General features: G+C 51.0%; 14 protein-coding genes. 11 read left to right on the top strand and 3 right to left on the bottom strand.

What is annotated here, in order from left to right; translation table 11 throughout:
* Positions 1-8: 8 nt before the first annotated feature.
* Both NSS79_RS28560 and NSS79_RS28555 read left to right on the top strand, forming a co-directional pair.
* On the top strand, positions 9-908 hold the full coding sequence (locus tag NSS79_RS28560; RefSeq protein WP_076112504.1) for a carbohydrate ABC transporter permease: 900 nt from the start codon (positions 9-11) through the stop codon (positions 906-908).
* Positions 909-965: 57 nt separating this feature from the next.
* A complete protein-coding gene (locus NSS79_RS28555) occupies positions 966-2,612 on the top strand; it encodes an ABC transporter substrate-binding protein (RefSeq protein WP_342437097.1) in 1,647 nt (548 codons plus the stop codon).
* A gap of 135 nt (positions 2,613-2,747) precedes the next feature.
* Here NSS79_RS28555 and NSS79_RS28550 read toward each other — a convergent pair whose 3' ends face one another.
* On the bottom strand, positions 2,748-3,647 hold the full coding sequence (locus NSS79_RS28550; protein ID WP_038596078.1) for a LysR family transcriptional regulator: 900 nt from the start codon (positions 3,645-3,647) through the stop codon (positions 2,748-2,750).
* A 438-nt stretch (positions 3,648-4,085) separates the two neighbouring features.
* Between NSS79_RS28550 and NSS79_RS28545 the strand changes: the two genes are divergently transcribed.
* The 8 genes from NSS79_RS28545 (at position 4,086) to NSS79_RS28510 (ending at position 12,198) form a co-directional block, all read left to right on the top strand.
* On the top strand, positions 4,086-4,751 hold the full coding sequence (locus NSS79_RS28545; protein WP_038596077.1) for a succinate dehydrogenase cytochrome b558 subunit: 666 nt from the start codon (positions 4,086-4,088) through the stop codon (positions 4,749-4,751).
* A gap of 242 nt (positions 4,752-4,993) precedes the next feature.
* Positions 4,994-6,736, top strand: coding sequence for a succinate dehydrogenase flavoprotein subunit (gene sdhA / locus NSS79_RS28540; RefSeq protein ID WP_342437096.1), 1,743 nt, complete (start codon positions 4,994-4,996; stop codon positions 6,734-6,736).
* A 174-nt stretch (positions 6,737-6,910) separates the two neighbouring features.
* Complete coding sequence (gene sdhB / locus NSS79_RS28535) at positions 6,911-7,675, top strand: succinate dehydrogenase iron-sulfur subunit (protein WP_342437095.1); 765 nt, start codon at positions 6,911-6,913, stop codon at positions 7,673-7,675.
* A 363-nt stretch (positions 7,676-8,038) separates the two neighbouring features.
* Positions 8,039-8,833, top strand: coding sequence for a DUF3891 family protein (locus NSS79_RS28530; protein WP_342437094.1), 795 nt, complete (start codon positions 8,039-8,041; stop codon positions 8,831-8,833).
* A 99-nt stretch (positions 8,834-8,932) separates the two neighbouring features.
* Complete coding sequence (locus NSS79_RS28525) at positions 8,933-9,628, top strand: ion channel (protein WP_342437093.1); 696 nt, start codon at positions 8,933-8,935, stop codon at positions 9,626-9,628.
* A 60-nt stretch (positions 9,629-9,688) separates the two neighbouring features.
* A complete protein-coding gene (locus tag NSS79_RS28520; RefSeq protein ID WP_038596068.1) occupies positions 9,689-10,624 on the top strand; it encodes a metallophosphoesterase in 936 nt (311 codons plus the stop codon).
* A gap of 53 nt (positions 10,625-10,677) precedes the next feature.
* Complete coding sequence (locus NSS79_RS28515; protein ID WP_342437092.1) at positions 10,678-11,220, top strand: GNAT family N-acetyltransferase; 543 nt, start codon at positions 10,678-10,680, stop codon at positions 11,218-11,220.
* A gap of 231 nt (positions 11,221-11,451) precedes the next feature.
* Positions 11,452-12,198 (top strand): NADPH-dependent oxidoreductase, encoded by a 747-nt coding sequence (locus NSS79_RS28510; RefSeq protein ID WP_342440459.1) that lies wholly within the window; start codon positions 11,452-11,454, stop codon positions 12,196-12,198.
* 91 nt (positions 12,199-12,289) lie between these two features.
* Here NSS79_RS28510 and NSS79_RS28505 read toward each other — a convergent pair whose 3' ends face one another.
* A complete protein-coding gene (locus tag NSS79_RS28505; protein ID WP_342437091.1) occupies positions 12,290-13,102 on the bottom strand; it encodes a histidinol-phosphatase in 813 nt (270 codons plus the stop codon).
* Between the two features lie 98 nt (positions 13,103-13,200).
* Positions 13,201-14,103, bottom strand: a complete 903-nt coding sequence (locus NSS79_RS28500) for a LysR family transcriptional regulator (RefSeq protein WP_340896738.1) — start codon at positions 14,101-14,103, stop codon at positions 13,201-13,203.
* A 398-nt stretch (positions 14,104-14,501) separates the two neighbouring features.
* On the opposite strand from NSS79_RS28500, the gene NSS79_RS28495 reads away from it, so the two are divergent.
* On the top strand, positions 14,502-14,957 hold the full coding sequence (locus tag NSS79_RS28495) for a chemotaxis protein CheX (RefSeq protein ID WP_340896739.1): 456 nt from the start codon (positions 14,502-14,504) through the stop codon (positions 14,955-14,957).
* The last annotated feature ends 5 nt before the right edge of the window (positions 14,958-14,962 follow it).

Genomic DNA, 14,962 nt, shown 5'->3' with positions numbered 1-14,962 from the left:
GAGAAACCATGAGAGCATTAACCGGCAACCCTGCCGCACCACGTAAAGGGCGTTTGGACATCTGGGAATTGCTGATCCGCCTCGTTCTGATCATTGCTTCGCTAGCGTGCTTGTTGCCGTTTCTTCATGTTGTGTCGAAATCCCTGAGCTCTGACTCCTTTGTTATTGCAAATAAGGTTTTTCTGTGGCCGCAGGGCTTCACCATAGAAGCGTATAAGAAAATCTTTGCGGATGCCAGTATACTCCGTTCACTGTACATCTCAGTTATAGTGACAGTGCTGTTCACCATTCTGGGGATGGTTCTGACCATCTGCGCCGCGTACCCGCTGTCCAGATCTCAGCTGAAGGGCCGTAGAGTAATCACCTTCATCTTTTTGTTCACGATGTACTTTAGTGGAGGTATCATCCCGGACTATATGAACATTAACAATCTGGGACTGATGGATACGATATGGTCACTGATTTTACCGTTGTCGTTCAGCGCCTTCAATCTGCTGATTATGAAGACTTCTCTAACGAGCGGTATTCCCGTAAGTCTGGAAGAATCTGCACGGATCGACGGCGCCGGGCATTTTCGGATCCTGCTCAGCATTGTTATCCCGTTGTCCAAACCGATTATCGCGACACTCTCTCTCTTCTACGCGGTTGGACGCTGGAATGTTTACCAGGATGCATTGTTCTATATCAAGCATGAGATCTCACTCCGGCCTCTGCAGCTCAAGCTGTATTATCTGGTCATTCAGGCCAGTGAAAGCTTCCAATTGGAAGCCACTCAGGTATCTCTAAGTAATCCGGAAGTATTAAAAGCATCAGTCGTTGTATTTGCAACCCTGCCCATTCTTTGCGTCTATCCCTTTGTTCAGAAATACTTCGTTCAGGGCGTTATGCTCGGAGCAGTCAAAGAGTAATCTTGTGTTCCAGAATAGTGATTCTACAGTCCGAAAATTTAAATTGGGGGAATTGCGATGAACAAAAAAAGAGTTGTTTCGTTAATGATGGCATCTGTCATGACGGCCGGTATGCTGGCCGGGTGCTCCGGGGGGAATAACAATAATCAGAGTGCTAAGCCTAACAGTCCTGCTGAGACGGCGGCAGCCAATAATCAGAGCGAAGGAAGTTATCCTGATTATACGAAGGGTTTTGAGAAGAAGGTTAGTCTGGATATCCCGGTTTATGAGCGGGCGTTCGAGGGCTGGAATGTAACCGACAACTATTATACCCGCTGGGTTCAAGCGGAATTCGGCGACAAATACAATATCGAAGTCAATTACGTGCCGATTACCCGTAACAGCGAAGTGACCGATTACGAACAGCTTCTGGCGTCACATAAGGCCCCTGATATTATTTTCCACTATGATATGCCACAGGCACTTACCTATTACGGCGAGGATGTTATGCAGACGCTGGACTATGCTGAAATCGAGAATTATGCACCGACATATTGGAAAAGTATGGGCGAAACGATCAAGCAATATGGTGTTGTAGACGATAAAAATACCTTCTTCTTCGCCGCACGTCCCGAAGCTGACAATTTCACATCCATCATCCGCAAAGACTGGGTGGAGAAGGTTGGCATGAAGGTGGAAGATTTGACTTCTCTTGAGAAGTACAATGAGATGCTGGTGAAATGGAAAGAAGCCGGACTGGGAGTGACTGGCGGCAGCTTGCTTCAAAACAATTTCAACTACAATTACGCCTTCCGCGATTGGCCCGTCGATCCGAAATACCGCGCGCTTTATTCAGATCTGAGCGTTGCTGATTTGACCAGCGCCGACACTGAGCGTTTCTTGCGTAATATGAACTATCAGTACAATAACGGCCTTATCGATAAGGAATTCTATCTGCGTAACGATGATAATAAGATTAAATCCGAATTCGTTGCCGGAAAAACAGGAAACTACGGATTCTATCTCACGAACAATACAGACGTCTTTGCTGCTACCCTGGCGAACAACCCGGATGCCGAATTTGCTGTAGTGCCGCCTTTTGCAGGTGTTCCTGAGGGGCTTAAGCCTCAAGGACGGGCTTACTGGCCGTTTGGCTTCATCATGGGTATCAACTATGAAACCTCGCCTGAGGAGCGCGCTGCAGTCTGGATGTATCTGGAATGGCTCAGCCAGCCGGAAAATCTGTTCAAGTTCCAGAACGGTGTTGAAGGCGAAAACTATACGCTTGATGCAGACGGTATCGCTGTAAAAAAAGCAGATTATAAGGGCGAATCCGTCCTGGCACAGAACAATAACAAGGATTACTGGGGCCTCGTTACAGAAATCGCGCAATATCCGGAAGCTGACAAGACCCTCAAAGCGAATCTCCGCAACTGGGCACCGGCCGGCTACGAGAATCTCGCCGATGATATGGTGAAATACTACAACGAGGTTGCGGAATTCCGCACACCGGATGCCATGTTCACCGTTGTGCTTGAGAAGGTAAATGAATATAAAGCCGATCTGAACTCACTCTTTCAGGATCTGTATGTGAAGTGTGCGCTTGCTCCGGAAGCTGAATTCGATGCGACCTATGAAGCAGCCAAGGAGACTTACCTGAAGGCAGGCTACCAGGAAATTCTCGACGAGAAGCAAGAGGCGATCGACGCAGGCAAGTTCCGTTAATTCCAGCATCTGCGGGCATGTATTCAAACTGAATTACAAGCTGGCGCTCAATATAGCAGAATAACTGCCCGTGTACGCACAAATACCCGGCAGGCCGATCCATAGCAATATGGGGGCTTGCCGGGTATTTGCTCGTTATTCGTGTCCAGGCAGGAATACTTCCTCCGTAACTTGCACGAGGCAGCGTGCCGCAGTGCTCAGGCTGCCGCTTCCCTGATAGATCAGACAGGTAGTCCGCTGGGTCTGCTCCAGTTCCTTAATATGGAGAGAGACCAGCCCGCCTCCGTTCAGCAGCTCCGGACGAAGGTACGACTTCGGCAGCAGCGCTGCTGCCTTAATCGTCGGCAGCAGCCGGACGATGGCTTCGAAGGAGTCGATCTCCATGCGCACATCCGGCTCAACGGCGCAGCGCTGGAACAGCTCATCGGTCATGCGGCGGTACCAGGTGCCCTTGGAGAAGAGAATCATCGGCAGCCGCGCGAGATGGTCCATTGTCAGCTTCGCCGGCAGAGTCAGCGGATGATGACTGGAGACGACCAGCCGCAGCTGATCCTCGAACAGCGGGATGCAGCGCAGCCCCGGCTCCTGTATGGAGGAGGCGATAATGCCGACATCACATTTACCCTCGCTGACCGAAGAGACGATTTCATGTGTTTTTCCGGTAATCAGCTTCAGCTCGGCTGCCGGGTATTTCTCCGTGTAGGCGTTGACAAGCGGCGGCAGTGTGGTCTGCAGTGTCGTCAGACTGGCGCCAAGTGTCACGAACTGCGGCTCACCCTCCCTGAATTTAGACAATGCCTCCAGAAATTTGGACCGTTGCTGGCGCTGCTCCAGCGCATAAGTATAGGTGAGACGGCCCACCTCGGTCAGCTCCAGCCGTTTGCCGAACCGGTTGAACAGGGCGACGCCCAGCCGTTCCTCCAGTTTGGAGATTTTGCGGGAGAGAGCGGGCTGGGACAGATTTAGCTGGCGTGAAGCCCGGTTAAGGCTGGAGTGCTCCACAACCGCTGCGAAAATATCCAAATCGTCGAACATAACAGAGGTCTCCTTTCATCCAACTTGTAGTAATGCTGATAACTTTATATCAGTGTCCCTGTAGTGAAAGTGATAAAAGGCATAGCCGCGACGGATGTCTCTTCTTGAAAAAGGTTGAAGGACCGGCGAAATCTTTGGAATCACTGCTCTAAATGAGAATTATTATCATATTAAAAATATTCTTATGCAATTATTGTATAACGTTTAATAATTAGATTGCAATTCCCTTATAAGAGAAAAAAGAGTAACATGAAAAGTGACACAAGATATTCACATATTGTGAATAATAAAGCAAAGTCCGGGAAAGCAATGGATAGTGGTGAAAATAGAGATTCAGGTGATGGTTTTAAACCTTAGTTCCCCTGTTTCAACTGTACTCCCGGCGGTGTATGCTCATTAATGAAAACGCTGTTTTTATTCGGAAAGGGGACACTTTGCATGAGAGGATTTTATTCCAGAAAGATTCATTCCTTGCTCGGCATTATCCCGCTTGGGGGCTTTTTCCTTGAGCACATGCTGACGAATTTCGCGGCAGTGGAGGGTGGCGCTTCCGGTTTCACAGACAGTGTGCTATGGCTCAACAGCCTGCCGCTAGTCTTCTTCCTGGAATTATTCGGCATATGGCTGCCGCTGCTGTACCACGGGGTTTATGGGCTCTACATCGCCTATCAGTCCAAGCCGAACCTGAACCGGTACAATCTGGAAAGAAACTGGCGGTATACGCTGCAGCGTGTAAGCGGAGTAATCACTTTCGTGTTCATCGTCTGGCATGTGTTCGAAACCCGGTTCCAGGTGGCGCTCGGGAATGTGGAGCATGAGGAACTTGGCAGTGTAATGCATGACATCGTTACCCAGCCGCTTCTTCTAGCCGTATATGTAATTGGGATCCTGGCGGCCTGCTTCCACTTTTCCAATGGGCTATGGTCATTCCTGATCAGCTGGGGGATTACCGTGGGGCCGCGTTCACAAAGAGTGTCCTCTATTCTTTGTCTCGGACTTTTCGTCCTTGTCAGCTTCATGTTCCTGCTGTCGCTGGTCACTTTCCGTGACAGTGAATTCCAAGCTACAGCCTCCGCGCTGCAATCCCTGCGGACTTTTATTTAAAAAAGGAATAGTTGGCATATACTCCAGTGTGGAGCAGCTGCCATTTATGCAAATATCCACAAGGCTGAATTACAGCTGACATAATTACATGTTTGACAGCCTATGCTTCCGAGGCCGGTTTGTACGAAGCGGATTCTAGGAAGTGTATGCTCACAAAACTAAAGCATATGCTTCCGAAGCCAGTTTTGTACGAGGCGGATACTCGGAAGTCTATGCTCACAAAACTTTAGGAGTGAACAATCATGGCATCAGCCGATATCATTATCGTGGGCGGCGGGCTGGCCGGCCTGATGGCTACCATCAAGGCGGCAGAATCCGGCGCACATGTGCATTTGTTCTCACTGGTTCCAGTCAAAAGATCGCACTCGGTCTGTGCGCAGGGCGGCATCAACGGTGCTGTTAATACGAAGGGCGAGGGGGACTCGCCCTGGGAGCATTTTGATGACACCGTCTACGGCGGTGACTTCCTGGCGAACCAGCCGCCGGTTAAGGCGATGTGTGAAGCCGCACCGGGCATCATCCATCTGATGGACCGGATGGGCGTAATGTTCAACCGTACCCCGGAGGGGCTGCTCGATTTCCGCCGGTTTGGCGGAACGAAACGGCACCGTACCGCTTTTGCCGGTGCTACAACCGGCCAGCAATTGCTGTATGCGCTGGATGAACAGGTTCGCCGCTGGGAAGCGGAAGGCCTGGTGACCAAGAGCGAGAACTGGGAATTCCTTTCCGTCGTCCTTGATGATGAGCGCGTCTGCCGCGGCATCAGCGCCCAGAACCTGAAGACGATGGAGATCCAGACCTTCCCTGCGGACGCGGTCATTCTGGCCAGCGGCGGCCCGGGAATTATTTTCGGCAAAACGACCAACTCCGTGATCAACACAGGGACGGCTGCCAGTGCTGTATATCAACAGGGTGTGCATTATGCCAACGGAGAATTCATCCAGATTCACCCGACCGCAATCCCCGGTGACGACAAGCTGCGGCTGATGTCGGAATCGGCACGCGGCGAAGGCGGACGTATCTGGACCTATAAGGATGGCAAGCCGTGGTACTTCCTGGAAGAGAAATACCCGTCTTACGGAAATCTGGTGCCGCGCGATATCGCAACCCGCGAAATCTTTAATGTCTGTGTGGACCAGGGGCTCGGGATCAACGGCGAGAACATGGTGTATCTGGATCTCTCCCATAAGGATCCTAAGGAGCTTGACGTCAAGCTGGGCGGCATTATTGAGATTTATGAGAAATTCATGGGCGATGATCCCCGTAAAATACCGATGAAAATCTTCCCAGCCGTGCATTACTCCATGGGCGGCATGTGGGTCGATTACAATCAGATGACCAATATTCCCGGCCTGTTCGCGGCAGGGGAATGCGAATACCAATACCACGGTGCGAACCGGCTCGGCGCGAACTCGCTGGTCTCGGCGATTTATGGCGGCATGGTCTCGGGACCGAAGGCCGTTGAATATATTAAAGGCCTGAAGAAATCGGTGCAGGACATTTCCTCCACCGTGTTCGACAGCTTCCACAAGAAGCAGACGGACAAATACGAGTCCCTGCTGGCGATGTCCGGCACGGAGAACGCCTATGTGATTCATAAGGAACTGGGCGAATGGATGACCGCAAATATGACCGTTGTGCGTGACAACGTCAAGCTGGAAGCGACCATCGGCAAAATTAAAGAGCTTAAGGAGCGTTACCGCAACATCAACATGAATGATACTTCCCGCTGGAACAACCAGGGTGTGGCCTTCACCCGCCAGCTTTGGAACATGCTGGAACTGTCTGAGGCGATGACCCTCGGGGCGCTGCTGCGGAACGAAAGCCGCGGCGCGCACTACAAGCCGGAATTCCCGACACGCAACGACGAGGAGTTCTTGAAGACGACTAAGGCGACATGGAGCGCGGATGGCCCGCAAATCTCTTATGAAGAGGTAGATGTCTCGCTGATTCCTCCGCGGGTACGGGATTATTCGAAGGACTAACCGCTTAATGGTGTCACTTGATTGAGCCCTGAACCTTTGGGGAATATGGGATGAATGCATAATGTACATCAGAATACTCCCAAGCAGGCTTCAAGAGGTAATCGGAAATATAGCAGTTATGCACGAAGAAATACGTTGAAGTAATGCTCATCAAACTTTTAGGAGGTAACTGATATGGCGGAAACTGCTACAGCTCCCAAAAACGTAAAGTTTATAATTACCCGCCAGGACGAGCCGGAGAGCTCACCGTATGTCGAGGAATTTGAGCTGGCCTACCGTCCGGGGATGAACGTGATCAGCGCTTTGATGGAAATCCAGCGTAATCCGGTTAACGCCAAGGGTGACGGTACGGTTCCGGTATGCTGGGATTCCAACTGTCTGGAGGAAGTGTGCGGTGCATGCTCCATGGTGATAAACGGCAAACCGCGCCAGGCCTGTGCGGCGCTGATCGACAATCTGGAGCAGCCGGTGCGCATCGAGCCGATGAAGACGTTCCCTGTGGTACGTGATCTCGTGATCGACCGCAGCCGGATGTTTAATGCACTCAAACGCGTCAAGGCTTGGATTCCGATTGACGGAACCTATGACTTGGGTCCGGGGCCGCGGATGGCGGAGAAGAAACGCCAGTGGGCCTACGAATTGTCCAAATGCATGACCTGCGGCGTCTGCCTGGAGGCTTGCCCCAATGTCAATGAGAAGACCAATTTCATCGGGCCGGCAGCTATTTCCCAGGTACGTCTGTTCAACGCCCATCCTACGGGCGAGATGAACGCAGATGACCGTCTGGATGCGTTGATGGAAGACGGCGGCATTGACGGCTGCGGCAACTCGCAGAACTGTGTGCGGGCCTGCCCGAAAGGCATCCCGCTTACAACCTCCATCGCGGAGATCAACAAGCAGACTACGAAGCATATGTTCAAGCGTTGGCTGGGTGTGTAAATTGTAAAGTCACTCTTTTCACCCTCCATTTTTGATTTACTGCTATCTATCTTTCCTGAGCCACTCTCACGGTGCTATTTTGCCACAGGGAGTGGCTTTTCACATTCAGTGGCTACATATCCTGCTGAAGCTCCAGAAGGAATTGGGAGAACTGGTGAGTGTTACTGCTCCCGCATTCAGGGGCACAAGCGCTTAAGGTTTGCCTGTTTCTTTTGGCGGCATAAATGGGTACATTTTTAGACAGTCCCTTCTTAACGAGCAGAAGGTGTATGAATAGCCAAACTCAAACAAATATAGATGGATATGTTATAATCTCCTTAGTTGAGCCAACATCAGGCAGTGGAGAATCGGGGAGGAATTACGTTGATTTGTAGGGAACAGGACGGAGCATTTGTAATGGTTAAACAGCATGAGCACGGGCGGCTGGCCGGAGAATTTGCGCAATGGTTCAAGGAAGAACATGTACCTGAGGGAAACCGGCGGGCAGAGGTGCTGCGTGCGGTCAGCAACCATGACAGGGGCTGGATTGATCTCGATGAAACGCCTTTCTGGAATGATGCGGCAGGAGCGCCTTACAGCTTCATAGATTTTCCCGTAGTGCCGAAGCTTACGTTCTACAAACGTGGACTTAATGAGATTGAAGCGGACACACCGTACGGTGCGCTGCTGTGCAGTCTGCATTTTGAACGGCTGATTGAGGTGTCCGGGGAGGATTGTCCGGAGCTGACCGCCTATCTTAAGGATGAGGAGGAGCGTAGGGCCCGCATTCACCGCGACCTCGAGAAAAACCAGCCTATCGGAGAAGGCGAGCTGTATTACGATGCCAGGCTGCTGCAGTTTTCTGACGATCTCTCCTTGTATCTGGCTCTGAATGAGCCGGGAAGCCCCAAATCGGAAGAACATCCGTGGTGGAAGGACGGCTTCTCCGGAAGTGAGGATTTCAGCTTTACGTCAGGACGTCTGATCTCGGCGGAATGGCAGGATGCGTCCACGCTAATGCTCGACCCTTTCCCGTTCACAAGGGATGTCGAGGTAGCAATGGTACTGCGTAAGGTCCGCAAGAAAGAAATCGCCAGTAAGGGAATTGCTTCTGCATACAGCTCCGCACCGGAAGAAGAATGCAAGATTACCGTCACCAGCAGGCCGAAGGCGGATTAATGAAAAGGCACGGAAAGCGGGCACACTCAGGAATGAATTAGCGGCTGCTTATCTTACCGCTACCCATTGCCCGTACCTTAGAACAGGAGTGTAATGGCAATGGCTTGGTGGGTATGGACCCTCAATATAACAGTGATTATACTGCTGTCGTTTTGGTTTTTCCGGATGAAGCTGAGCTGGATGGGAAAAGGGGTGCTGCTGGCCCCCATTCTAATTTATGCGCTCATTTCGGTTGAGGATTTGCTGAACTGGATTGACCTGGGCTCCATCGTACCGGGCAACCGGGGATTAAGGGGACTGATTTTACTCTTTGCCCTGGCCTCGGTGCTTTTCTACATTCTGTTCATTTTTCATGAAATCAAGGAATCGAACAGCAAGGAGGTCAGGATGCAGCAGACACTGGTCCGTATCAGTATTGCTGCTTTTACCTGCATTATTTTTTTTACAGTCGTATATACATCCATATATAAGCTATTTGGACAGTCCTCTTTTCAGGGCAAAGGAATAGGGGATGATCTGCTCAGCCAGCTGATTACCTTTCTATATTTCAGTGTGGCTACCTTTACGACTGTCGGCTATGGAGATGTGGCTCCGGTGGACAATACTTCGCGGCTCGTGGTCATCATGCAGATCAGCTTCAGCTTCATTACTGTAGCCTATGCCCTGTCCATGCTGGGCTTGTTCCGCAAGATTCTCGGCCCTGGTACGGAAGCAGAGATTGAGGCGTCCATCGAGGTAGATATTGATGAGGAAGTGGACGAAGCGGTAGAAGATGTAAAAGATGAGATCAAGTGATTTTAACAGTTAGCGGAGTGGAATGTATTTCAAGCTCCTGCAAGGAAGGAGGGTCTCCCTATGAATAAAAAAGCGTCCGGGGGTTCTCCCAATGAAGGTCCACCTCTTGTTGCCGGCGGAGGTTACAATACTCCGCTACCACCCGGGAAGGGCAGCGGCCGCAAAATTACCCGCCGCCAGTTCCTGACCCGCGGAGCGGCTACTATGTTTGGTGCCGCGCTGCTCGGCGGCGGATATGTGTGGCAGGGAGAACCCAACTGGCTTGATATCACCCGGCTGGACATTCCGCTGAAGAATCTCCCTTCCGCGTTTGCCGGCACCCGGCTGGTTCATTTCAGTGATGTGCATTTGGGCTTCAACAAGGATGCCCATGATTTGGCCCGGCTGGTTAAGCACATTGAGGCCGCAGAGCCGGATATCATTTGCTTTACCGGGGATATTGTAGACAGCTACGCAGAGGACCTGAAAGAATCCGTAGCGCTGCTCGCGGAACTTCATGCCCCCCTGGGGAAATATGCGATATTCGGCAACCATGATTATAAGAACACGGAATTGCTTGCGCAGCTGCTGCAGTCTGCCGGATTCACATTGCTGAGGAATCAGTCATATCTTATTAAGCAAGGCGGTGCAGTAATGGCTGTTGCTGGCCTGGAAGACATGCTGCATGGCCGTCCCGATCCGGAAGCTGCACTCAAAGGTATCCCAGAGGGGACATGTACGGTACTGATGATGCATGAGCCGGATTATGCTGACACGGCGGAAAATTATCCCTTCGACCTTCAGTTGTCGGGGCACAGCCATGGAGGACAGATCCGTCTTCCTTTTGTGGGCGCAGCCTACACCCCATACGGGGCAGTTAAATACATAAGCGGACTGTATCATACAGAGAATAAAGCCATGCCGGTTTATGTTAACAGAGGCTTCGGCGAGACTTATATGCCGTTCCGCCTGTTATGCCGGCCGGAGCTTACTGTGATTACGCTGCGCCGGGCGTAAGGAGCAATAGAACTGAAATTCCCAAATTAAGCTGCAAGGGAAGAGGAGCGCGTATGATCACTTACGAGACTGCAGGATTCATGGCTCAGCAAGGAGCCGCAGTGGGACTCCGGACGATGTTGCCTGCCGAAGGTGACAGGCTCAAGATGCTGCTCTCTCACCCGGATGTGCAGCGCCACATTTTGCATCGCAGTACAGCGGGTTCACAGCCAGCCCATCTGGATCAACTGGTGAACCGTATGCTGTATCCCTACGATCCTTGCGCGCTGCATGTGGGGATCTATCGCAAAGATGCACCGGAGCTGATCGGCACTGCCTCCCTGCAGAACTGGAACCGTCATGAAGGCAAAGCCGTACTAGGCTACATGCTCGATCCTGTATGGTGGGGGCAGGGCCTTGCTACAGAGGCCATTGGATTGTTGCTCGGCTACGGCATGCGGGAGCTTCGATTGACCCATGTGGAGGGGCGCTGCCGCGGCGATAACCTCAGGTCCGAACGGGTCATGCTCAAAAACGGTCTGACGCTGGATCGGATCATGCCGATGGCCGATGGCTCGGGCGATGTAATGAAAGTATTCACATTGTCACACAAATGAAATAATGCCGTTATCAAACTCTAACAGTGTCCGGTTAAACTAAATACATGACCCCCTTTTGAAAATATAACTGCTGTTGGGACCCGATGATTCGGGTCCATTTTTTTTGTTCTGTTGCCAATCCATTGGGGAACCGGAAGCGGTCAGGGACTGGAAGCTCCCGCAGCTGTTAGTATATGATGGTTGTACAATTATATATCTGGATTTTAGGAGGATGTAATCTTGAATGAAGTGCTGAAGACATTAAACAATCACCGGTCTTTCCGGAAATACGGGCCGCAGCCTGTTGAGCCGGATAAGCTGCAGATGATTATTGAGGCCGCTCAATCAGCCCCATCCTGGGTGAACGGGCAGCAGGTCAGCATTATTGCTGTGCAGAATCAACAGCGGAAGGCTCAGCTATCGGTCTTGAGCGGGAATCAGAAGCATGTGGCCGACGCACCGTTATTTTTGATCTTCTGCATGGATTTTTACCGGGCCAAGCTGGCCGCCGAGCTGGAAGGGCAGCCATTTGAGGCTGTGCACGATGTGGATGCGCTGCTGGTCGGTGCGGTGGATGTGGGAATCGCTTTGGAGAGTGCGGTTGCCGCTGCGGAATCTCTGGGGCTGGGTATCATTCCTATCGGTGGAGTCCGCCGCAATACTGCAGGCGTAATTGAATTGCTGGACTTGCCGGAGTATGTATTCCCGGTGGTCGGCTTATGCGTGGGGTATCCTGCCGAGGAGCTGCCAAAGAAGCCGCGTCTTCCGCTGGGGGCGGTTTTTCACGAGGAGCGTTATAACCCTGATCAGAAGGGATTTATACAGGAGTACAATCAGGCGTACCGCGGGTATCTAAAAGCGCTCGAAATGACGGAGCGGGATTGGAGCGCTACGATCGCACATTTCTACGCTCTTAATCCGCAGTATGGAGATGCGCAGTATACGCTGAAGAAGCAGGGGTTTACCTGTGATAATCTGCAGAAACCGGGAGAATAACAAAATGCACCGCAGCGTTAACGTAATGGATGTCATACTGTCCATCGACCGTTGAGCACTGCGGTGCATTTTTTTGTAAAGTCACAGGGTGTCACTGCAGCGGAACTGTAATTTTCCCGCGCCGTTTGTAGTATACCCAGTGAGTGAACCCGATTTCTTTAAGGCGTGCAACCACAGCCTCCCGCTGGTCTGCAACCCGGGACGGCAGATGCGCATCAGAGCCAAAGGTGACTTCCACGCCGTAATGCAGTGCACGTGCCAGAATATCATCCGAGGGATACCAGCCGCCGCACAGCTTGGTGCATCCGGAGGTATTGATCTCAATGGCGACGCCGCATTCGCCGATTACGCGCAGGCATTCGTCGATTTCTGCAGGTGTAGAGATTTCCGAAAATTGCGGATAGTTTCCTTTCATGGCATCGATATGCCCAAGAATCTGAAACATGCCGGTGCGCGCGGATTCGGAGATCAGCCGGTAGTATTCGGCTTTTGCCGCGGCTTTCTCCCGGCGGTCAAGCCCTTTCCAGCGTCCCTTATTAAAGATGCTGACACCCTTGACACTATGTACCGAGCCAATGATGTAATCAAAGGGATAAGCAGAAAGGGTTTGGCGGTAGAGTTCGGCATGTTCCGGGAAATAATCGGATTCAATACCGAGCAGCACATCAATTTTGCCTTCGTATTCTTTCTGCAGGGAGAGCACTTCTTCTACGTAATGGACAAGCTCCGATTTGGCCATGGCGATTTTGGGAAAGGCCTGTTCGGATGGACTGCCGAAATAAGGAGTGTGATCAGATATGCCGATGACGTCCAGACCGGCGTTGATGCCGGCTTCAATATAGTCCCTGATGCTTCCGTCGGCATGGCCACAGCGGAAATGGTGGGTGTGTAGGTCGAATTTCATGGATATATCTCCTTTAGGCCAAATTTTACGAAAACAGTTCATGAAGTTTCAGACTTTGGGATCAGCTTCGACAGATGGATTCAAAGCTCTGCGCGGCTCTACTCCGAGCCGATAAATTGGGTTTCGGGCATGCCCTTTAGATCGCTTAAGAATTGCCTCATGGCCGAATTGACATATTTGCCGGACTTGGTAATGACACCTACGGGATGCGTGACCTCTAGTTCGATAATCGGCACGATTTTGAGGGTGCCGCTGCGGACCTCTGCCGTAACTGACTGTTTGGAGATAATGGCTGCGCCGAGATCAAGCTCGACCATCCGCTTAACCTCCTCGCTGCTGGTCAGCTCCATGATGACCTGCGGCTGGATGCCGTGTTTTGCGAACACCTCATCGGCGAATTTGCGGCCGACCGTGTCAGGCGACAGGAGGATGAGCGGTGTTTTACCCAGGGCTTCAATCCCGGCCGATTTGACCTGGGCTAAAGGATGCCTTGGAGAAACAACCAGTTCAAAAGTATCATAATACAGCACAGAAGTAGTCATCGCAGGACTCCGTCCAATCAGATAACCGATGCCGACATCAACCAGGCCGTTTTCGACATGCTGATAGATTTGTGATGAAGACATCGAGGAAATCGAAGTTTTGATATGCGGAAACTGGTCTTGAAAATAGGACAGGATACGCGGCAGGATTTGAATGGCAATGGAGGTGGTCGTTCCGAGAATAATATGCCCTTGGGGATTCTCATCAAGATCCGCAAGGCGCTGCTTAAGCTCTTCGACAATACTCACGATCTGTTCTGCATGCGTAAGGAACACTTTGCCTCTGTCCGTCAAGGTAACGGGCTGGTTACGGTCAACGAGCTGAGTTTTGAACTCTTCTTCCAGACTTTTGATTTGTGCCGAAACTGCCGGCTGGGTCAGGTTAAGCAACTCACCTGCCTTGCGGAAGCTCATCGTTTTGGAGATCGTAATCAGCGTTTCGAGCTGGCTGATGTTCATAGACTTGCCCCCCTTTTTGACTACCGAATAATGCTGCCGCTTCGCCCTGTAATGGGAACAACGGACGATTTTCCCGGGACGGCATAGCTGGTTGTTGCCTGATCAATAAGACTTTTATAGTTGCTCGGGTCTCCGCAATAATGCAGGAATTCATTTCGGTCCATAGCCGGATTGAATGTGGATATGCAGTTATATCTTACACCGGTTGTTGGCATTTGATTAAATTATAGGAGATTCCTTCCGGCAGAGCAATGTTGCCAGGCAAACTATCTTGTGATTTCCTTCGACACCCCCATTAATTTTTGATGAATAATGCCGATATATGAAGTATAATTAAAAATCATTGAATAGGACTTTCGGTATATGACTAAAGACTGGTAGAGGGGGGACACATCTTAATGAAAGCAGAAGTAATTAATCCGTTTTTAGAGTCTGCACGCATTGTAATTGAGCAGGTTATACAAGTCTCGCCATCCACCGGTAATCTGGGCATTAAGGATATTGAACTGATCGATAATCATATATGGATTCAAGTGGGGATGACGGGTCAATTAAGCGGAAATATTATCTTTGGGATTGCAGAGCAGGTTGCCCTGAAAATGGTATCGGCCATGATGGGCGGTTACGTGATTACAGAGATGGACGAGATGGGGCAGAGCGCGATTTCGGAACTGGGCAACATGATCAGCGGCAATGCCAGTACGATTCTTTCCAACCAAGGTGTAACTGTGGATATTACTCCGCCGAAGCTTATGAAGAGTGAGAGCATGTCCGTACTGCCGCGCAGAGCACTGAGCATCCCGCTCTTGATGGAAGGCATCGGCGAACTTGATATTCAAGTGATGATCTCTTAGGCGGA

Origin of the sequence: Paenibacillus sp. FSL L8-0436 (assembly GCF_038593025.1) — a bacterium.
GTDB lineage: Bacteria > Bacillota > Bacilli > Paenibacillales > Paenibacillaceae > Paenibacillus_AQ.
This window is presented reverse-complemented; position numbering and strand designations above follow the sequence as displayed.